Below are 19,043 nucleotides of genomic sequence, written 5' to 3'. Positions count from 1 at the left end.
CGCGGCCTTTATTAGTTGCGATATTCTTTATTAAACTTCTCGTTAGGTGAGTCAAGAAAGAGCTAAGATTTTTGATCTATTCGCATCTTCTATTAATTGTACCCTTTCCAAATAAAGCATCCTTAACGCTCTAAGAGCAATGTCCAAACAACTGTCTCTGCAAACAGTCGCCTCCTGTGGCGTTAATTCCTTTACACCATGCACTAACTTACTTCGTATGTTGTAATGCTCATTGACAAACTTCCGTAACGCTTTTCTTTCGGCATCTGTTTTACCTAACAATTTGGCAATAGAGACCGATATTCTAAAGCTCAGTTCTGCATTACCTCCAAATAGATTTTCCCAAGCAATGATAGTGTCAACGAATCCATCTATTGGGTCTCTTCTTTGATTTATTGCGGATAGAACGCGCCTTATCGCTAACCTAATCTTCGTATCTTCTATCTCTTTTAATCGTTTGCACCAATCAATTACCTCTTCACTTTCTCCATCTTTATCCAAAATATGAAAAGTAACAGGTGATCTTGGCTCAGGATTCCAAGATAGATTTGTCCCTTGACTTATTGGGTCAAAAACCATGGTCCATGCTAACGACATTCCAACTGGAGGGGTTCTTTGGCAGGCTAAAGAAAAGCATAAGGAAACATTTTCTGTTATTTCAGTAAGTCGATTCCTTGCGCCATCTAGTTCTTTCGGCCATTTGTCCTTTTTATCACCATCTCCAAAGTTAACTTTATATGGGTATGAAGACTCTAAGACAAAACCAAGCTTGTAACGTTTCTCATCAATACTTGTTGTAGATGTGTTATTTGGCGCTAGATCAGATATACCTTCGCTAAGCGGGCGAAGAGTACCCCATTCAGTTTTAATCTCCCCCACATCATCCAGCGATATATTATTGAACCCTAAGAATACAGGCACATCCACGATATCTCCATTCATACAACGTCGAATTGTATCAACAGTAAATTCAGCAGCATCAGAAAACGCCTTGAGACTTAGCGCTCCTCTCATTCGCATTAGCTCGAATGAATTCACTACAAGCGTCGCAGGTAAAGTGGCTAGTTGGATTCCACCTCCATGACCTGTTGAGGTCATATATGAACCATACGTTTCTATCTCATTTTTGCCTACTTGAGTGAAAATAGACGAAATAACATCATCTTTCATCAGTGCGTTACAAAGCTCTTTGTATTCGGGAAGAGAATAAATTGTAGAGCTAATATTATTGTGCATTTTATTAAAATAACCTGGCTTGCCAGTTATCTTAATCAGAAACAGAGGATATAACTTTGATGCCACTCTGTTTACTATCCTTACAATTGGATCATCACTATCATATACATCTACAGTCCCACCCATTTGTTCATGCCAAACGTTAAAGATATGCTTGTCATTTACAAAAATATTAGGAAGGTTATGGAAAACTGCGAAATCAACATCCCCATGATCAATACCTTTCATTCGTAGTTGCCTGCAAATATCAATGAATTGCTGAAGTATGCTGGCCTTATCCTCCATGAGTTCAAACTTTGAATTCAGTACATTTTCAGCATCTTCTTCGGAAATGTTCAGAATATATGAAACAATTCTATGACCCATATTTTTCACAAAATGTGGCACATTTACTGTAGGCATTCGGACTCCTCATATTCACCTAACGCCGAATTAAGTAGTGAGTAAGTTTACTACAACACTTCACCATACCACCGTAAACACTAAACCCAACGATAGAATGAAAAATGATAAGCGCTGCGAATCACTCTTCAACAGTTTGTTAGGCAGAAAGTATTTCGTATTCGAAGTCTGACTTAAAGCGATACATTAGGCGGTCTAGCTCCCACCCGTTAAGATCAGCCAGTTTGGCAACTTCGAGTAAGAAAATTTCCTGCTCTTCGTATGTATTAAATGAAAGGCCAAGCAGTTCTGTTATTGACTTAATTCGTATATCGATAGCTATACTACTGTGGAAATCTTCATGATACACGTCCATCATAATGTTGCGTGCGTACTTCTCTCCGATGCCAGGAAATTGCTTCAAAAATTTTATTTTTCCTTCGCGTCCTGAGCAAGATAGCAATTGTGTTTTAGCTGACTCTAGTCCGCCAATGTCCCGTACACGCTCATAGCAACCCAAAATATAATCAGCTTTCTTCTCTGGCATTCTAACTTTAGAAGCATGACAAACAGCTTTAACTGTTTGGGCTCTTCCATTATGGTCTAGCGCGGTAAGCGCTTCATAAGTAATCTTATTGTAATTGTATTTGTTACCAATTAGACCTTTCCATCCTGATGATTTTCCCATTGTTGCAAAACTTTGCAAAAGAAAATGCCAAATAAAGTCAGGACGTTGAAGCTCATGGTGACCCAATTTTAATTTCTCTATATAGCCAACGTGTTGACTATGAATGTCCTTAGCTATTTCGGCTAGTAGCCGCTGTTTACTATTACTCATTTTCTTCCTGTAAAGCCTAACGCCTTGTTAAGGTTTGAGCAACGCAATACAAAAGCCGCACCAAACCACCTTAATCACTAAAATCAACGCATAGTGAAAATGCTACGCGTTGCAAATCCCTCTTAAACAGTTTGTTATATGAATTTTTCGACTCGCTCTTCATCAACTAACCAAACTTTGATGCCTGAGGATCTTATAGGAGTCGCCATACTCTCAATTATTTCTTTGTGAGAGAGGTTATTAGGTAAAGCTATAACTGATTCATGGTCCGGGTTATCTTCCCTAACCTTAAATGCAGCAACTAACGCCATACCAATGTGCGTCTTAACCTGAGACTTGTTGAACTCTTGTCCATATCGCTTAGTCGACTTCTTTGAAGAAGTAGCACCTTTTGCTTCGACAAAATACTTCTTACCGGTTTCCGATACAGCAACAATGTCTATCCCTGTTTGAGTAGTATCTAGTTTCTGGGAGATAGTAAGACCATCCAATTCCAGTTGGCTACATACCAAATCTACAATTTTATTTTCGGTTAACATTTAACCTCCCTGTCAAATTCATATAACGCCCAATTAAGGTGTGAGGCACGCAATACCGAAGCTTCCGCATGCCACCTTAACCACTAAACCTAACGCATAGTAAAAATGCCACGCGTTCCGAATCACTCTTGAACAATTTGTTATAAGGTTACGCACAACGAATGATTACTGTGCCTAACCCATAATCCACTTCACCAAATTGCTTGTTTAAGTGGATGCTTTTTGGCAGTACAAATCGGCTTTCAATTAAATCAAAGTCTATTGGCTTTTTTAAAATACAAAGATAACCAGTAGGATTAGAACTCCACGTATAGTCAGTAAGGACTTCATTCCCACTTTCCAAGAGCAATTCAAGAATTGGATTAAGAATTCTGTATTTGGGACCAATAACCTTATCTGTAAGCTCTATCATCAAATACCTTATAACGCCCTGTTAAGGTGTGAGCAACGCAATACCAATGCCGCCGCATACCACCTTAAACACTAAACGCAACGCATAGTGAAAATGCCACGCGTTGCGAATCACTCTTAAACAGTTTGTTAGTTTTGGACTCAAAGCAGTGTAAATGACAAATTCGTGCCCTTGATATTTTGGGACATAATACAACTCTTAGGCAATGAGATACCAAACTCATTCGCATAGTCGTAAATCTGAATAAATAGTTCATCGTCATCAATTGTTGGATGGATACCAAGACACCACATACTTCTCAGATCGTCTTCAGAACTTTTGACTAACCATACTTTACAAATATCCTCCATCATCCCGCGAATACATGAAGAAACACTTAGGTTTTGTTTTATCTCTAACGCTATATACTGATCAAGCGCAGCGTGTTTTTTACGTATAACAAAGTCGATTAACATATTTTTTCGGTGACGAGCAGATCTGCGATCAATTGAGTACGGAAACTCTCTATCCCACTGGGAAACCAAAATATGGCTATCAATAAATACAGAAAACTCGATTTGAAACCAAATTTCCCAACCAGTTATTTTGTTATCCTCAATGTGTTTAAATCGTTTTTGTATATGTTTTTGTTTGAAAAACTCTTCAACTAACTCTATTACAAAATCAAAATCGCGCTTCATACTGCCAATAATTCCCTCGAAGAAACTAACAATTATTAGCCAGAAAGTTTCTTTTTTTAGTCATAGAGTACTTCTGCTTTTCGCCCTACCATGGCTAACATTGCCCTATTTTCTTCAATCTATCAGTAGCTTAAAATTAGAGCAATCAATCAGTGCGTTAAAGTGCATATCAATTCTGTATAATATGCTTTGAATCAAAATTTGAGTGTTAGAAAAGTAAAAACCGCCCAATGTTGAGCGGTTTTCTTTAGCGTCTACGTTTGGTTTTTCGTCGCTTTCGTGTGGCACTGGCCTTCACGACCCGTCCACCCTTGAGCGTATACCCTTTCTTGAGTTGGCCGTTTTGTTTACGGCCTTTGCACTTACAACATCGTTTAGCCATGAGGATCCTCCAGTTTGCGTATCCGTTGCTCTTGGTCTTGCTGCACTTTCTTTATCCAGTTGATGTCGGTTTTGAGCGCTGCAATCGTCCCCGCGCTTGAGACGACGCCAGTGATTAAAGCAATGAGCATCGCTTCGAGTAGTTCCATCATTGCCCCCTGAATTTTCCTGAGAAGAACTCCAACAGATAGCGAACCATGGCCCGCATGCCAAGGGTATCGATGACGACCGCACCAACCACGTACCAATACGGCTCGGGAATGGCCTGCAGCGCCTCAAAACCTTGTTCGACATAAGGCGCGTAATCAGGGATGAAGGAAAGAATGAGCGGAATAAACACCACAAGCAGGATAAACTCGTCTTTGAAACCACGTTCTCTGATGCTCACTTCATCGAGGCTGCTGGCCTGCTCTTCACCTTTTTGCAATCCACGCACCCTCGCCTGATGTTTCTCCTGGTCAAGTTCGTCTTTGCGCTTCAGGGCTTCCGCTTTATTGCGGTTATACTGCCTATAGGTTTCGAGTCCGCCATTAAACAAGCTGACTATCGCACCAATCATGGGTAGACCTGTGATCTAGTTCGATGTGCGGGCCATCTTTAAGCTAGTTTCAGTCCCAACATACTATTCCAACCAACTATTACTTACTTTTCATTTGCGCTTAGTGACAGCGTCACCACACATGCACGTTCCTTAGTAGGCCCAACATCATAGATACGAACCTTTTTTGTACCTTTTGAAATTCAATTATTAATCCTTAACGAATTAGGGGACGTTCGAGACTGGCTTCAGGTTTTATGAGTTACACGATCACGAGTCAGAATAATGCACTGCATGATAGTAAGCGCTTGCAGACTAGAATTACAATTATGTAATTTTATTACACAATGCAAATAACCACCTTTCCGAGTAGCATAATTAGCTATGCTAAGCTGTTGATTTAAATAAATATAACATAGCCAACACACTTACGGCTGGAGCTTTCACCTTTATTACAAATGACGGTTTGGTTGGAGTTTTATCCTTTTATAGTCGATGTGTGAGTACGGACGAGTAAGCTTGTTGATACATAGTTCTGTTATAGTGCACCAAAACATACAGGCATAAAAAAAGAGCAGTTCCCTGCTCTTCTCTGTATCTTTTGCTAAATTAAATTGTCGCTACTGCTGTTTAGCAGCTTCAGCTCTAATTTCTTCTGCGACCATTTTTATCGCTTGAGCTGTGCTTATACCCTCTGCCATTAACTCTTGGATTTTCTCGACAGCTTTTTGCTGTTCTTCATGGGAAAGTGGTGGTAGATCATCAAACATAAAAAAGGCTCCTAAAACTTTAGGAGCCGACTATATTACGATTTAGTTGTAAGCGCTAGTGCTTCGCTCCCCTATCCGGAACCCAGAATCTTAATAACTTGTCAGGAAGTTAATATATGCGCCCATTGAATTTTCATTAGTGTAGCTAGCACCGATATCCAATTGGAATAAGTTTAGAGGTGACAAGCCAATACCGGCAGTCACAGTGTCATCGAGATTGTCATATGCTAGATTTCGATTCCAACCAGCACGCAGTTTTAGCTGGCGCATGATGTCAATTTCGCCACCGACTCTAAGCATTTGAGAGTTATCTTTGAAATTAGTGAACTTTTCCTCTTCTCTAAGATCGTAATCAACACTTAGAGTCGCGTAGTCAGCAACTAGACCAACACCTACAGTGTATTGAGGGCGCATTTGATAATCAAAAGTCACCGCCTCAAAGGTTCTAGACTGACTTGAGTCCACCCTAGAGGTCACAGTTGTACCAGCAAGTTCTTGGGACTTGATATCACGCGAAACTAAATTCATCGCAGAGAAACCAACCCGCAAAGGACCGTAGAACCATAGGAAACCTGCATCCATATTGAACATGGTTTCGCCTTGTCCATTTTCTCGAACATCCTTTATATCGTAATTGTTTAGATTGGCTCGATAAACGTAAGTGTAAATGCGTTGCAGTTTTGGAGTAATACCAAACGAAATATGTTGACCCAAGAACGTTTGATATTTTGCAAGTGAGATACCTACTTCAGTAACACCCAGACCTACAGCGTCGACTCCACTCAACTCTGCATTGATAGCAGGATTGAGGTTGGGTGTTGCACTGTTGGCACCTGTATATATATCTGTCTGCGCAAAAGACTCGGCATAAGCTTTACCAAATACATTAGCAGCTATGAACTTATTTGGAATAGCAAACGCGACAACACCACCAAATTGAAGATTGGCGACATCTCCTTGCAGGGCATTCAGTGTACTTTCTAGTTCTGAAACATTAGAGTAATCACCACCAACAGCTTGATCAATTAGATCAGACGCCTTTTTAAGGTCATCCACCATCATATGCTCATCGCTATAAGATAAGCCGATACTTGGAGTGATCATTCCATAATCGTCATTACGACGATATATGGCTGTCAGTGCTGGGTTATAGAATGGAGCGGTGAGGAAATTTGCAGAAACTACACCTACTCCGCCCATTGCGTCGCCGCGGGCTTCAATAGCGTAGTTTGCAGCAGAAGCTGAACTGGCTGCAAGTGCAATAGACAATGTAAGAAATTTTATTTTATTTTCCATAATTGTATAAACTTTTTAGTTCCATATGTTTATATCGTTCTATTGTCTATTAACTTTAGTTATTCCTCCACTGAAACATCATAGGTCTTACTAATTATTTGTTGTTGTTCAACAATTATCGGGCCTTGCCACCTTTGGTGGTTAATCGAAACCGCTAAAACATAGCGACCTTTGTCAACAATCCCATTATCTAACGAGGTTGGATAGTCGGAGTCATAGCTTTCGCCCCACACTTGGTTGTAGTTACCATCAATGTAGTCATAGAGTGCAACATCGAGTTTAGGTAACGGACAATTAGGATTTAACAACGCGTTTCTTTCGAGTTTCCATTGAGCTTTCGCATCCCAACGAACCGTCATCTCTGACTTAGGTTCGCCCAATACTAGCCATGAACTCCAAGAAGACTCATCGGCTGCGGTCACATCAATTCTATATAGACCGCTTCGGACTCTGCTATTTAAGTTATAGCGCTTTACGTATTTTTGGGTACCGAGATCGTTAGTCGGTGATGACTGGATGAAAGAGTTATCAGTAGAAAGGTTTTTAGATACCCAACGAGTCAAAGAGATATCTTTTATATCTCTGTTAGATTCAATTTCAACGATCGCACGATACGCATCCCTACCAGGACTTTGTATTTCACTACGGCGAACTGTAACGTTGCTAATCCATTCGGGTAATGAACGGTTGTCTAGACTTTTACCACAATCCACATCTAGGGATTGAAGAAAAAGGTCGTTGAGATGAGGCGTGATCGAACGATTTTTTTCTAATTGCCACACCTCTACAAGCGATGTAAACATCGCTGGTAAATCGTTATTTAACAGATGCCTATGTGCCTGTGTTAAAGGCGAGTTACTTTCAAACCAAGGCACTTGTGCTGCATTTGTTGACGCACTGACCATCAGTGCGCCAATCAATAACTTTGCTCTATCCATTAAGCTTTCATTTTGTAGCCAACGCCACGTAATGTTTCGATTTCTAATCCAGGTAATTTTTGACGAAGCTGAAGTACGTGGGTATCTACAGTACGTGTTGTTGGGAAATGGTTGTAACCCCAAACATGGTCCAATAGCTCATCACGAGTAAAGACTCTGCCAAGATTGCTTGCCAAAAACAGCAGTAAATCAAACTCTGTTCGCGTCAAAGTCACCAACTCATCTTTATAGGTAACTTCACGCGTCGCTTTATCAATCACTAGGCAATCTGTCACGACTTTGTTATCGTCTTGCGCTTCACCTTCTGGCGCTCTTAACTGAGCTCGAATACGTGCGAACAGTTCCGCTTCGGCGAATGGCTTAGTCAGGTAATCATTTGCACCCGCATCTAAACCCATAACTTTGTCTTTAACTGTCACTAACGCCGTCAATAAGATCACTGGAACGTCTTTGATCTTTTTCCACTCAACGAGGTGATCAACGGAATCACCATCTGGTAATTGACGATCAAGTATTACGAGATCTGCTTTGTCCCAGTACTGCGCAACATCCGCAATTGTCTCTGAATGGAAGCACTCATACCCCGCTTGCTCTAAGCTAACCAAAAGACCATCAGCTAAGTTTTTATCATCTTCAACAAGAAGCAGTGTCTGTTTCACAAGGTATCTCCAAAATAAACGCTGTTGGTGGGCCAATTAACGACATTCTACCGCCCATTCGACCAACCATGGATTCCACTATGGTCAAGCCAAGACCAAGGCCACTTTTACTGACAAATGGCTTGCGTAACTGTCGCCAATCTTTTGCTGACAGTTCGCCCTGATCTTGCACTTTAACCGTAATTTTTTGTGTTTCTGTTGTTACATCGAGTACAACAGGCGCAACCCCATATTTAATGGCATTACGGATTAAATTATCTATACAAGTGCCGAGCCAATAGACATTTAGCTTGGCCGCGACATCTTGGTTTACATTGAGCTTAACTTTTCCGCCAAACTCTTCTTCTACTTTAAACTCCAACCACTCTTTTACAGAGGGAACCCAGTCAGTTGCGAGCGGTTTGTTATCAGACTGAAGATAATCTTTACTCGCTTCAGCTAACTGACGTAATCGTCTTGAGTCTTCACATAAACGGCGAAACTCGTCATAAACGGATTCAGGTAAATGCTCAAATTCACGTCTGAACCCTTCAACTGTTAAAGACAAACTAGCAATCGGCGTTCTTAGTTCATGGGTCAAGATTTGCAGGATCAGCATTCTGCTTTTCATCTCTTGACGCTTCGTGTTCCAACGGTACGCAGACCAGCCTAATACTAACAATATGTTGGCAATGACCAGCGCGACCATGCTGATTCGTAAGATGTCTGAATGGTCTTCAACATCCCAACATAAGTTGCCACGTTGTACAAAACAGCTGCTAGACTCTTTTCTTAAGCTAAATGACAGCCCTGCGTCTTCGACAGCTTGTTTCCAAATTCGTTCTGGATAAACTAAATAGTTATCGCTTTTTCTTAGCCACAGTTCGTTACGCTCAATAAACATACTAGAGCCAGAAATCAGCGCGACCATAGTATCTTCGTTCATCCTTTGCAATCGACCTAACAAGGTCGAATCGGATGCTAAAGGACGCTCTTTTATGTGCATGTACTGCTGCAGTTGCTCAATATACTCTGGATAAGTTTGAACATATCTGCTCGCATAGGTTCCACCACCTGGATGAATTAATGCGCTTCTGGCAAACCATTTTTCGCTAAGCTTGTTTCCCTTACACATAGCACGTGTAAACACCAATGGCTCGGTTATAAGAGGACTCAGTGGCAGCTTCCCAGTACAGTTTTGCGCTAGCCTGTATAGCCTTTGCACATCCTTTAAAGGGTATGCTGAGGTCTGCGGTAACATCGATTCCGGAGTAAGAAGCCTTGTTGGATAATCTGACTGCAAACTGCGGATATCATAAGAAACTGTTGCCTGTTCTTGATCGAAAAGATCAACAAATCGGTCAATACGCTCCGGTAAAGACTCTGCAGATGCGCTACCTGAGAGGACCGCAATACCAATCGCGGTCGCTTTAAATGTTGTCTTAATCAATGCAAAAATTCATTAAATCAGTAAGTTATGATTTAGAGTAAAACATTATGGCAAAAATATAAAACTGAAATGTAATATCAATGTCAGAAATGGTACTCACGAAAAGAAAGAAGCCAGCGTTATGCTGGCTTCTGTATAGTGTAATCCGAATCTACAATGCTTTGAAGATAGATTCGACACTCTCTTTTGCATCACCGAATAACATCTGGGTGTTTTCTTTGAAGAACAGTGGGTTTTGCACCCCTGCGTAACCTGTATTCATCGAGCGTTTAAACACGATAACATTCTTCGCATTCCACACCTCAAGTACTGGCATACCAGCAATTGGGCTATTTGGATCGTCTAGAGCCGCAGGGTTCACCGTATCATTCGCACCGATAACCAGTACCGTATCTGTTTCAGAAAGGTCATCGTTGATCTCATCCATTTCAAGCACGATATCATATGGAACTTTAGCTTCTGCAAGCAGAACGTTCATATGACCTGGTAGACGACCCGCCACTGGGTGAATACCAAAACGTACTTCGATACCTTGCGAACGTAATGTCTCTGTGATTTCGTGAACAGGATATTGCGCCTGAGCAACAGCCATACCGTATCCAGGAGTAATCACAACAGATTTTGAGTTTTTCAGAAGCTCAGCAACGTCTTCTGCTGTCGTTTCTCTATGCTCGCCCTGCTCAGCATCAGATGAAATTACGATTTCCTGACCAAAGCCACCAGCAATAACACTGATAAACGAACGGTTCATCGCTTTACACATGATGTAGGAAAGGATCGCACCTGAAGAACCGACAAGTGCACCAGTCACAATCAATAGATCGTTTGCTAGCATGAAGCCTGCCGCCGCTGCAGCCCAACCAGAGTATGAGTTAAGCATTGACACGACCACTGGCATATCTGCCCCACCAATCGAAGCCACTAAGTGGTATCCGAAAGCGAAGGCAATTAAAGTCATTACTATCAAAGCGAACATACTGCCGTCAGCGTTAACGAAATGAAGCATTAACAGCGTCGATACGACGATGGCTGCTAGGTTCATTTTGTGTTTGTGCGGAAGGTTTAAAGGTGAAGATGAAATAATACCGCGCAATTTACCAAAGGCCACAATAGAGCCCGTAAACGTCACTGCACCAATGAATACACCTAAGAACACTTCCACTAAATGGATAACATGTTCAGCGTGCGTTGCCGCTTCAGGCGCATCAATATAGCTGTTGTAACCAACCAGCACTGCTGCCATACCAACAAAGCTGTGAAGAATCGCCACTAGCTCTGGCATTTCAGTCATCTCAACTTTCTTAGCGTAGTGGATACCAATACCACCACCAATGACCATAGCAATGATGATCCAAACAAAGCCTTCAGACTCTGGACCAAAGATCGTCGCGATCAAGGCGATGGTCATACCGGCAATACCGTAGTAGTTACCCGATCTTGCTGATTCTTGCTTAGACAGTCCTGCTAAGCTCAATATAAAGAATAATGCAGCAACAATATAAGCTGCTTGTACTAATCCTGCAGACATTCCCTGTTACTCCTTAGTCTTTACGGAACATTTCAAGCATACGCTTGGTGACGGTGAATCCACCGAAGATGTTGATACTGGCGATCAAGACAGCAATAAAGGACAAGAACGACACAACGCCATTCCCCTGACCAATTTGCAGTAACGCACCTACAACGATAATGCCTGAAATAGCATTAGTGACGGACATAAGTGGAGTATGCAGCGCGTGGGTTACATTCCAAACAACGTAGTAACCAACAACACATGCGAGAACAAATACCGTAAAGTGAGATAAGAAAGCAGCAGGTGCCACAGAAGCAATCCATGCAAATGCGCCTAAACCTACGACTAGAGCCGCAACTTTCTTCGCTGGAGAAGTCGGTTCTTCTTTTTTAGGTTCTGGTTTTGCAGCTGGTTGAGCAGGCTTTTGCTCCGGTTGAGCGGAAACCTGAATTGGAGGCGCTGGCCAAGTAACCTCACCTTCTTTAACTACCGTTACACCGCGTAGCACTACATCTTCGAAGTCGATGTTAATGTTGCCATCTTTCTCTTTCGCTAACAGCTTAAGAAGGTTAACAATATTGGTCGCGTAAAGCTGAGAAGATTGCGTAGGCAAACGACCAACCATGTCGGTATAACCAACGATCTTCACGCCGTTCGATGTTGTGATGACTTTATCTGCAACCGTATATTCACAGTTACCACCATTCGCAGCAGCTAAATCGACGATGACACTACCCGCTTTCATGCTATCAACCATTTCCTTGGTAATGAGCTTTGGAGCTGGTCGTCCTGGGATAAGCGCCGTGGTCACAATGATATCAACGTCTTTAGCTTGTTCAGCATAAAGCTCAGCCGCTTTCTTGTTGAATTCATCGGACATCTCTTTCGCGTAGCCGTCTCCTGAGCCCGAGTCTTCTTTAAAATCGACTTCCAAGAACTCTGCGCCCATAGATTGGACTTGCTCTTTTACTTCTGGGCGAACATCAAACGCACGAACAATCGCACCTAAACTACCCGCAGCACCGATTGCAGCAAGACCAGCAACACCCGCACCTGCAACAAGTACCTTCGCTGGTGGCACTTTACCTGCAGCGGTAATTTGACCGGTAAAGAATCGACCAAATTCATGCGCCGCTTCAACGACCGCACGATAACCAGCGATATTCGCCATTGAAGAAAGTGCATCTAAAGCCTGTGCACGTGAAATACGCGGCACAGCGTCCATTGCCATTACGTTAATGTTTTTACTTGAAAGCTTTTCCATTAACTCTGGGTTTTGTGCTGGCCAGATAAAACTGATTAGGCTGGCACCATCTTTTAACAGAGCAATCTCGTCGTTTTCTTCTGTAGAAAGCGGCGCATTGACCTTGAGGATAAGATCCGACGTCCATACCTCATCTGTGGAAACAATTTTAGCTCCGGCGGATTCAAAAGCAGAGTCATCAAAACTCGCTAATTCACCCGCTCCAGATTCGATATTAACCTCGAAGCCCAATTTTAATAACTGCTCAACCGACTTTGGCGATGCAGCCACTCGCGTTTCTCCGGCGAGTATTTCTTTTGGCACACCAATTTGCATTAGCTATTCCTTGACTATTCGCAACAATGATTGTTCTGTTTTTATCCAACGATTTTAGATACTTCAAGCATTTTGTAACAAAAACACAAAATATCATTACATATAACCGATGGTAATGAACCATTTTGCTTATGTGTTTGTTACCTAACCACACTACACGATAGTGTTAAGAGGTCAAACCAGTAAGCGAAAAATCTCATTAAAACAACTGATTATGTGACATCCACATACTAAAAGAGCCATCAGAATAACGACTAATGGCTCTTAAAATTATGATGTTTGTCAATTTGGAGAGGATCTACTGAAAAATGTTGTCGCCCATCTGGTCTACAAACATTTGCGCTTTCTTGAGCATAAATTCGTTGGCGTCGCTTTCGCTCGGTAGGACATCAGAGCGAATAAAACGGTGTGTCTTCACTTCTTCACCGAACTGCTTGGTAATTCGACCTGCAATTCGATATTGACCACCTTCAGCAAGCGCTTCTTGATAAATTAGATAGCCTTTATACTCGATAGGCTCGACTTCGACTTTAGGTTGTTCTTTTTGACCACCAAACAAGCGAGAAAAAAGTCCCACAAAGTACTCCTTGGTAACGATTAGTTTTTCTTGAGGATTGGTTTTTCAAACCACTCTAGTTCAATGTCGTCGTCAAACATTTGCTGTTTACTAAACACGACAAGAACTTCATCTTTCCTGTTTTTTCTACGATCGTCAACAATCATACTCATTGCGGCCTCAATTGCCGTCGACGCATAGTGCTTCAAAGTGACCAACCTTTCTTCCGGTAAGGCGGATAGAAAATCTATATCATAGCGAATATACACAGGTCGCAATTGAGACAAAGCTAAACAGGCGAGATCAGCAAGTTGCTCATGGTCTAAATTATCAACATACTTGGATTTCGCAAGCTCTTGACCGACTAATGTCTCCATATAGTTATGTACGTCCACACTTATCTGCATATTACTCAACTCCTTGTAGGGACAATTGTTCGTTCTAGTATGTTTCAATTAGTTAACGCTTTCTACGGATTTGCGCATTTCAACGCCAATTTATGACCACTATCTAAACGTGACCCTAATTTTCATCTATAAGTTTAGTAAAAAGCTTGGAAATTCATCAAATAAAAGTATTCTTAACAAGTTACTAATCAATAATAAGACCCATTAGGCTAGGTTGAATGTCGTTTTCTGTAGTCACTACAAACTGGTTCCGTCTTTCACTACCTTTGTTGTTGCTGACGTTTATTGCATTTGGAATGAACAATGTAATTAACCTCACCTATTCAAACCTAGGTATCGTGTCAAAGCTTCCATTTGTACTCTTCGCTATAACTATAGTGCTAGCTGACGCATTTAAACAAAGTCGAATAGCCATGGTCGCCTCAGCGCTTGCTGTTTCCTATTGGGTCATACAAGAAAGGCTCCAATCTCCCCTGTCTTCAGGGACGACCATCCTTGAGTTATCATTGCTCGCAGCCCTGCTGCCTATTGCCCTAATTTTTGTTTACAGTTACAAAGATTCTTCTCTGTTTACTCGCACGTTTGGCTTGTACTTGTTTAAGCTTGCTATGTTGCTGCTATGGTCTTATCTGATATTGACTTACTTCTACGAAGGCGGGTTTGAAAACATCGACGAAACCTTCCTGTTCGTACTGCCACAAATATCCAAGTTGCCTTTTATTCTGGTGGTTTTCCTTACTGCCATGGTGTTGATATTTGCTATCTGTGTCTTGAACAGAAATAGCATCATAGATGTCGTGCTCTACTCAGCAACGCTGTTGTCAGCCGCAACGTTCGTGTTTTTTGATGTCACCTACATCTCTAGTACTCTATTTTCTTTAGCGGGTGTGTTGCTGCTGGTTTACCTGCTCTCTGCAAGCTACGAGCTCGCGTTCATGGATACGCTTACCGAAATACCAGGAAGGCTTGCTCTTGAGTCAGACTTAAAACACCTCGGGCGTAAGTACACCATTGCCATGCTGGATATCGATCACTTCAAATCGTTCAACGATACCTATGGGCATGACACAGGGGATGACGTTTTAAAGCTTGTCGCGACCAAACTTCAACAGGTAGGTGGACGAGCGAAGGTATACCGCTATGGTGGTGAAGAATTCACTGTGCTATTCAAAGGAAAATTAGCTGAAGACACGCGGGATCATTTAGAACTGCTAAGAGGCTCTATCGAGGGCTACGATATGGTGTTGAGAAATCAAGACGCTCGCCCTAAAGATGATAAGCTTGGATCTAAAAAGCGTGGAGCGAAGAAGCAACAAGACTATGTTAACGTCACGATAAGTATTGGTGTTGCCGACAGCTCTGAATCGAACAAAGTCTCCGAAGTCATGAAAGCTGCCGACAATGCTTTATATAAAGCGAAGAAAGCAGGTAGAAACCGAGTCTGTATTAATTAATCGTCACTCGCAACGTACTGGTTTCTTCCGTTGACTTTAGCTTGATACAAACGCTTATCTACCAGTTCATAGAGTTGCTCTATGGTTTCCCGCCCATTTGGGATCAGGTGATACACTCCTTGTGACACTGTCACCAAAGATGACACATCACTGTACTCGTGCGGCAAGTTAGCCGCTTCTATAGATGATTTGATTCGCTCTGCGTTCTTAGTCGCTTTTTCTTGATCGGTATGCCCGAGCAGTACTACAAACTCTTCACCACCATAACGCCCTACGATTTCTCCACTTCTGGTAAACAAATTTGAAAGCGTTGAAGCGATTTCGATTAAGCAGCGGTCGCCTTCAATATGGCCGTAGTTATCGTTGTAGAGTTTAAACCGATCGACGTCGAGCAAAATGAGACTGAGAGGAAGCTGATGACGCCCGTGTAATGAGATCATTTCAGTGAGCTTTTCATCGATATAACGCCTGTTTTTGACTTTGGTTAGTCCGTCTTCTTGTGCTAACTGCGCTAACTCTTCATTCGCTTTTGCTAGAGCGGCGGACTTTTGCTTAAGTTCACGACGCATAAACGCAATACGTTGCATTGCGATAAGCTTTGAATTGAGTACGATCTTATCAACGGGTTTAATCAGGTAATCATCTCCGCCCGCTTCGATCGCACTTGCAATCATTGTCGGTTCGTCGTGACTACTTAAAAAGATAATAGGCACCCAGTCGGGATAGAGTTCTCTGATTTTCGCTGAAACTTCAAATCCATTCATATCTGGCATGGAAATATCAAGCAAAACAAGATCAGGTTCGAACTTAGGGTACATGTCCAAAGCCTCTTGACCTGAGCTGGCCATCTCAACCGTGTGCCCTAGTTGTTTTAACCTTATTGCGAGTTGTATACGCTCCATTTGAACGTCGTCAACCAGCAGGATGTTCATCGAGGAACCCGTTATTTCCACTGTATACTACCACCCTTGAAATCCATTTTTGTCTTAGTCGATTTTAATCATTTAGTTTCATAGATTTAACCCTATAAAATCACTAAGAAATCACATGCTTAACAAAAGCATACTCCACCTTGGTTTAATCATCCATTCGAGGTTGACATTTATCCCTAATTTTTTACGATAGCGCCGATACACACACATTTTAAGAGAATATTATCCATGTCTGACGTTAATCAAACAGAACAGCCAAAAGTAGATCTTGCAGAAGTATCTGCTGAATTGCGCCAAGTAATTGAATTTGATGAAGTTCCAGAAGCAATGCACCTAATGGTAACGTCAATCCATGAAGTTTCTGAAGAAGCTGTTCGTGAATCGTGGAATGAACTGCCAAGCAGTGCGCAAAATGTTCTAGATAATTTTGAACAATTTCACGCTTTAGTATCAGTGAGCCAAGCCTTTGCTGGCTTAAATGTAATGGAAGAGTTTCCGACACTGAACCTTCCAAAAGACATGACTGAAGAGCAAAAAGAAGAATACCGTGCCGAGTTGCTTGACCAAGTACTGCACAACTGTGTTAAAGACATGGTTAAGCAGATCAAAAAAGCACGCCGTGACCCAATTCTAAAACGCGATTTCACAGACGTGTTCGCAAAATAATTAAACGCTAGAAACTTAAACGCCGCATTACGCGGCGTTTTTTAATTGGATACTACGACATCGCGCTGAGTGACACTGACACCTTTGATTTGAACGTAAACCTCCATCCCTTGTTCAAGTTCTAATTCATCCCTCGCCCAAGCGGTAATGGTTGCGACTAGGTGGCAACCTTTAGATAATTCGATTTGCACCGAGACACTGATTCTATCTTGGCTACTCGCATGAGTTTCTATCTTCGACACCTTGCCTTTTAAAACGTTTCGAATGGAAGTCCGCTGAGGCTCATCAAGCATTATAGACACGTCGTTAGCTCTTACTTGCAACCTTACCGGGGAATCAATTTCACCGTCGATCTTTTGCACCCACAGAGAAACGTCGGGCGCAAGTTCAACCTTAGATAAAGCATATTGATTGTTGTGCTCTACCACTCTCGCTTCAAACAATGAGCTCTGTTCTGAGAAAGATTGCCAAGGCTTCATTGCTCGCGACGACCAAACATCTTCAATGGGCCCAGAGACCGCAACCTTACCCTCATCAATCACAACTAAGTGGCTTGCAAGACGTAGCACTTCATTTAAGCTGTGCGAAACATAGATAATTGGGATCTCAACGTTTTGTGATAACTGTTCTAAGAATGGCATCACTTCCCGCTTTCTCGGTAAATCAAGTGACGCAAGAGGCTCATCCATCAATAAGATATCTGGCTTAGACAATAAGGCACGACCAATCGCCACCCGCTGCTTTTCGCCGCCTGAAAGTTGGTGAGGATAGCGTTTTAGCAAAGGCTCTAGCGCCAGCAACTGAACAATCTGCTCAAAGTGCGATTTATCCGAGACGGATACCCCGTAGTTAAGGTTTCGCTCAACCTTGAAATGGGGAAATAGACGCGCATCCTGAAATGCATAACCAACATTACGCAGATGCACTGGAACATCGATTTGATTATCAGAATCAAAAAGCGTCTTGTTGCCGATCGCTATCAAGCCATCATCAGGCTGTTTTAAACCTGCGATAGCGTTAATCAGTGAGGTTTTTCCCGCCCCAGAGCGACCAAAAACGGCGGTAATGCCTTTTTCTGGTAGAGTCAGGTCTATATCGAACTTAACATCGCCCAGCTGTTGTTTATAGCATGCTGTTATTCCCTTCATTGGCTTGCTCCCAATCGACGAGCACTCACCCTAGATAACCACTCTGAGATAAGCATCGACGCAAGTGCTATCGCAATCGAGATGAGACATAGCCTCATTGCTTCTGCTTCAGAGCCTGGCGTTTCAATAAAGGTGTACATTGCCAATGGAATAGTTTGAGTTTCACCAGGAATATTTGAGACAAAGCTGATTGTCGCCCCAAATTCACCTAAGCTTCGCGCAAAAGAAAGCATAGTGCCGGTGATGATCCCTGGGATCGTTAGCGGCAACGTAATAGTGAAGAAGATCTTAATGGGAGAAGCGCCCAGTGTTGCCGCCGCCTGCTCTAAGCGGCCATCAACATTCTCTAAACTCAGCCTTATCGAGCGCACCATTAGTGGAAGTGCGACCACAATGCAGGCCAGCACCGCCCCTTTCCAACTGAAAGAAAACACTAACCCAAAATGCTCATATAACCAGTTACCGACAAAGCCTTGCCTACCCATAGAGATAAGCAGCAAATATCCAATCACCACAGGGGGTAAAACCAAAGGGAGATGAATCACTGAATCCAATAAGCTTTTACCGATAAACTGTTTTCTCGCCAATAACCATGCAAGACCAACCCCTATTGGTATCAGCCAAACAATGGCGAAAAACGCCACCTTTAAACTTAACAGTAATGCCTGATATTCGTAATCGGTTAACAAAC

Annotated in this window: 21 protein-coding genes; 2 read left to right on the top strand and 19 right to left on the bottom strand. The window is 42.2% G+C overall.

What is annotated here, in order from left to right; all coding sequences use genetic code 11:
- Positions 1 to 51: 51 nt before the first annotated feature.
- The 16 genes from LYZ37_RS19000 to LYZ37_RS18910 all read right to left on the bottom strand — a co-directional run bounded on the left by LYZ37_RS19000 (position 52) and on the right by LYZ37_RS18910 (position 14,152).
- The gene (locus LYZ37_RS19000) at positions 52 to 1,638 is read right to left on the bottom strand and encodes a HEPN domain-containing protein (RefSeq protein WP_272788358.1); all 1,587 of its coding nucleotides are present in this window, start codon (positions 1,636 to 1,638) and stop codon (positions 52 to 54) included.
- A 139-nt stretch (positions 1,639 to 1,777) separates the two neighbouring features.
- Positions 1,778 to 2,455: a hypothetical protein gene (locus LYZ37_RS18995; protein WP_272788357.1), complete on the bottom strand. Its 678-nt coding sequence runs from the start codon at positions 2,453 to 2,455 to the stop codon at positions 1,778 to 1,780.
- Between the two features lie 134 nt (positions 2,456 to 2,589).
- The gene (locus tag LYZ37_RS18985; RefSeq protein WP_272788356.1) at positions 2,590 to 2,994 is read right to left on the bottom strand and encodes a hypothetical protein; all 405 of its coding nucleotides are present in this window, start codon (positions 2,992 to 2,994) and stop codon (positions 2,590 to 2,592) included.
- Positions 2,995 to 3,142: 148 nt separating this feature from the next.
- A complete protein-coding gene (locus LYZ37_RS18975; protein WP_053350853.1) occupies positions 3,143 to 3,406 on the bottom strand; it encodes a hypothetical protein in 264 nt (87 codons plus the stop codon).
- Between the two features lie 140 nt (positions 3,407 to 3,546).
- Positions 3,547 to 4,086 (bottom strand): hypothetical protein, encoded by a 540-nt coding sequence (locus LYZ37_RS18965; protein ID WP_272788354.1) that lies wholly within the window; start codon positions 4,084 to 4,086, stop codon positions 3,547 to 3,549.
- Between the two features lie 374 nt (positions 4,087 to 4,460).
- Entirely contained in the window at positions 4,461 to 4,616 is a 156-nt protein-coding gene (locus LYZ37_RS18960) for a hypothetical protein (RefSeq protein WP_272788353.1), read from the bottom strand.
- Positions 4,616 to 5,026, bottom strand: coding sequence for a hypothetical protein (locus LYZ37_RS18955; RefSeq protein WP_272788352.1), 411 nt, complete (start codon positions 5,024 to 5,026; stop codon positions 4,616 to 4,618). Before LYZ37_RS18955 ends, LYZ37_RS18960 begins: the two co-directional genes overlap by 1 nt.
- A 599-nt stretch (positions 5,027 to 5,625) precedes the next feature.
- Positions 5,626 to 5,775 (bottom strand): YoaH family protein, encoded by a 150-nt coding sequence (locus LYZ37_RS18950; RefSeq protein WP_004742753.1) that lies wholly within the window; start codon positions 5,773 to 5,775, stop codon positions 5,626 to 5,628.
- Between the two features lie 90 nt (positions 5,776 to 5,865).
- The gene (locus LYZ37_RS18945) at positions 5,866 to 7,071 is read right to left on the bottom strand and encodes a conjugal transfer protein TraF (RefSeq protein WP_004742754.1); all 1,206 of its coding nucleotides are present in this window, start codon (positions 7,069 to 7,071) and stop codon (positions 5,866 to 5,868) included.
- 59 nt (positions 7,072 to 7,130) lie between these two features.
- On the bottom strand, positions 7,131 to 8,009 hold the full coding sequence (locus LYZ37_RS18940; RefSeq protein ID WP_239854878.1) for a DUF2861 family protein: 879 nt from the start codon (positions 8,007 to 8,009) through the stop codon (positions 7,131 to 7,133).
- Complete coding sequence (vxrB, locus tag LYZ37_RS18935; RefSeq protein WP_272788351.1) at positions 8,009 to 8,668, bottom strand: response regulator transcription factor VxrB; 660 nt, start codon at positions 8,666 to 8,668, stop codon at positions 8,009 to 8,011. Before vxrB ends, LYZ37_RS18940 begins: the two co-directional genes overlap by 1 nt.
- Entirely contained in the window at positions 8,643 to 10,094 is a 1,452-nt protein-coding gene (vxrA, locus tag LYZ37_RS18930; RefSeq protein ID WP_272788389.1) for a sensor histidine kinase VxrA, read from the bottom strand. Before vxrA ends, vxrB begins: the two co-directional genes overlap by 26 nt.
- 154 nt (positions 10,095 to 10,248) lie before the next feature.
- Entirely contained in the window at positions 10,249 to 11,625 is a 1,377-nt protein-coding gene (pntB, locus tag LYZ37_RS18925) for a Re/Si-specific NAD(P)(+) transhydrogenase subunit beta (RefSeq protein WP_239854877.1), read from the bottom strand.
- Between the two features lie 13 nt (positions 11,626 to 11,638).
- Positions 11,639 to 13,189: a Re/Si-specific NAD(P)(+) transhydrogenase subunit alpha gene (locus LYZ37_RS18920; RefSeq protein WP_272788350.1), complete on the bottom strand. Its 1,551-nt coding sequence runs from the start codon at positions 13,187 to 13,189 to the stop codon at positions 11,639 to 11,641.
- Positions 13,190 to 13,487: 298 nt separating this feature from the next.
- On the bottom strand, positions 13,488 to 13,766 hold the full coding sequence (locus LYZ37_RS18915; protein ID WP_004742760.1) for an HlyU family transcriptional regulator: 279 nt from the start codon (positions 13,764 to 13,766) through the stop codon (positions 13,488 to 13,490).
- A 20-nt stretch (positions 13,767 to 13,786) separates the two neighbouring features.
- Positions 13,787 to 14,152, bottom strand: a complete 366-nt coding sequence (locus tag LYZ37_RS18910) for a late competence development ComFB family protein (RefSeq protein ID WP_272788349.1) — start codon at positions 14,150 to 14,152, stop codon at positions 13,787 to 13,789.
- Between the two features lie 218 nt (positions 14,153 to 14,370).
- On the opposite strand from LYZ37_RS18910, the gene LYZ37_RS18905 reads away from it, so the two are divergent.
- On the top strand, positions 14,371 to 15,606 hold the full coding sequence (locus LYZ37_RS18905) for a GGDEF domain-containing protein (protein ID WP_272788348.1): 1,236 nt from the start codon (positions 14,371 to 14,373) through the stop codon (positions 15,604 to 15,606).
- On the opposite strand, the gene LYZ37_RS18900 is transcribed toward LYZ37_RS18905, so the two are convergent.
- The gene (locus tag LYZ37_RS18900; RefSeq protein ID WP_272788347.1) at positions 15,603 to 16,538 is read right to left on the bottom strand and encodes a GGDEF domain-containing response regulator; all 936 of its coding nucleotides are present in this window, start codon (positions 16,536 to 16,538) and stop codon (positions 15,603 to 15,605) included. The two genes, LYZ37_RS18905 and LYZ37_RS18900, sit on opposite strands and share 4 nt — an antisense overlap.
- A gap of 228 nt (positions 16,539 to 16,766) precedes the next feature.
- On the opposite strand from LYZ37_RS18900, the gene LYZ37_RS18895 reads away from it, so the two are divergent.
- On the top strand, positions 16,767 to 17,204 hold the full coding sequence (locus LYZ37_RS18895; RefSeq protein WP_004742764.1) for a DUF3069 domain-containing protein: 438 nt from the start codon (positions 16,767 to 16,769) through the stop codon (positions 17,202 to 17,204).
- 41 nt (positions 17,205 to 17,245) lie between these two features.
- Here LYZ37_RS18895 and modC read toward each other — a convergent pair whose 3' ends face one another.
- Both modC and modB read right to left on the bottom strand, forming a co-directional pair.
- Entirely contained in the window at positions 17,246 to 18,352 is a 1,107-nt protein-coding gene (gene modC / locus LYZ37_RS18890; protein ID WP_272788346.1) for a molybdenum ABC transporter ATP-binding protein ModC, read from the bottom strand.
- A complete protein-coding gene (gene modB, locus LYZ37_RS18885; RefSeq protein ID WP_272788388.1) occupies positions 18,349 to 19,041 on the bottom strand; it encodes a molybdate ABC transporter permease subunit in 693 nt (230 codons plus the stop codon). Before modB ends, modC begins: the two co-directional genes overlap by 4 nt.
- Positions 19,042 to 19,043: the final 2 nt, after the last annotated feature.

This window comes from Vibrio tubiashii (assembly GCF_028551255.1).
Classification (GTDB): Bacteria; Pseudomonadota; Gammaproteobacteria; order Enterobacterales; family Vibrionaceae; genus Vibrio; species Vibrio tubiashii_B.
The sequence above is the reverse complement of the archived record's forward strand: the minus strand, read 5'-3'. Positions and strand labels throughout refer to the sequence as shown.

What these genes read in the sequence shown, in the direction of transcription:
- LYZ37_RS19000 (WP_272788358.1), bottom strand. Translation starts at nt 1,638, where the DNA reads ATGCCTACAGTAAATGTGCCACATTTTGTGAAAAATATGGGTCATAGA.
- LYZ37_RS18995 (WP_272788357.1), bottom strand. Translation starts at nt 2,455, where the DNA reads ATGAGTAATAGTAAACAGCGGCTACTAGCCGAAATAGCTAAGGACATT.
- LYZ37_RS18985 (WP_272788356.1), bottom strand. Translation starts at nt 2,994, where the DNA reads ATGTTAACCGAAAATAAAATTGTAGATTTGGTATGTAGCCAACTGGAA.
- LYZ37_RS18975 (WP_053350853.1), bottom strand. Translation starts at nt 3,406, where the DNA reads ATGATAGAGCTTACAGATAAGGTTATTGGTCCCAAATACAGAATTCTT.
- LYZ37_RS18965 (WP_272788354.1), bottom strand. Translation starts at nt 4,086, where the DNA reads ATGAAGCGCGATTTTGATTTTGTAATAGAGTTAGTTGAAGAGTTTTTC.
- LYZ37_RS18960 (WP_272788353.1), bottom strand. Translation starts at nt 4,616, where the DNA reads ATGGAACTACTCGAAGCGATGCTCATTGCTTTAATCACTGGCGTCGTC.
- LYZ37_RS18955 (WP_272788352.1), bottom strand. Translation starts at nt 5,026, where the DNA reads ATGATTGGTGCGATAGTCAGCTTGTTTAATGGCGGACTCGAAACCTAT.
- LYZ37_RS18950 (WP_004742753.1), bottom strand. Translation starts at nt 5,775, where the DNA reads ATGTTTGATGATCTACCACCACTTTCCCATGAAGAACAGCAAAAAGCT.
- LYZ37_RS18945 (WP_004742754.1), bottom strand. Translation starts at nt 7,071, where the DNA reads ATGGAAAATAAAATAAAATTTCTTACATTGTCTATTGCACTTGCAGCC.
- LYZ37_RS18940 (WP_239854878.1), bottom strand. Translation starts at nt 8,009, where the DNA reads ATGGATAGAGCAAAGTTATTGATTGGCGCACTGATGGTCAGTGCGTCA.
- pntB (WP_239854877.1), bottom strand. Translation starts at nt 11,625, where the DNA reads ATGTCTGCAGGATTAGTACAAGCAGCTTATATTGTTGCTGCATTATTC.
- LYZ37_RS18920 (WP_272788350.1), bottom strand. Translation starts at nt 13,189, where the DNA reads ATGCAAATTGGTGTGCCAAAAGAAATACTCGCCGGAGAAACGCGAGTG.
- LYZ37_RS18910 (WP_272788349.1), bottom strand. Translation starts at nt 14,152, where the DNA reads ATGCAGATAAGTGTGGACGTACATAACTATATGGAGACATTAGTCGGT.
- LYZ37_RS18905 (WP_272788348.1), top strand. Translation starts at nt 14,371, where the DNA reads ATGTCGTTTTCTGTAGTCACTACAAACTGGTTCCGTCTTTCACTACCT.
- LYZ37_RS18900 (WP_272788347.1), bottom strand. Translation starts at nt 16,538, where the DNA reads ATGAACATCCTGCTGGTTGACGACGTTCAAATGGAGCGTATACAACTC.
- LYZ37_RS18895 (WP_004742764.1), top strand. Translation starts at nt 16,767, where the DNA reads ATGTCTGACGTTAATCAAACAGAACAGCCAAAAGTAGATCTTGCAGAA.
- modC (WP_272788346.1), bottom strand. Translation starts at nt 18,352, where the DNA reads ATGAAGGGAATAACAGCATGCTATAAACAACAGCTGGGCGATGTTAAG.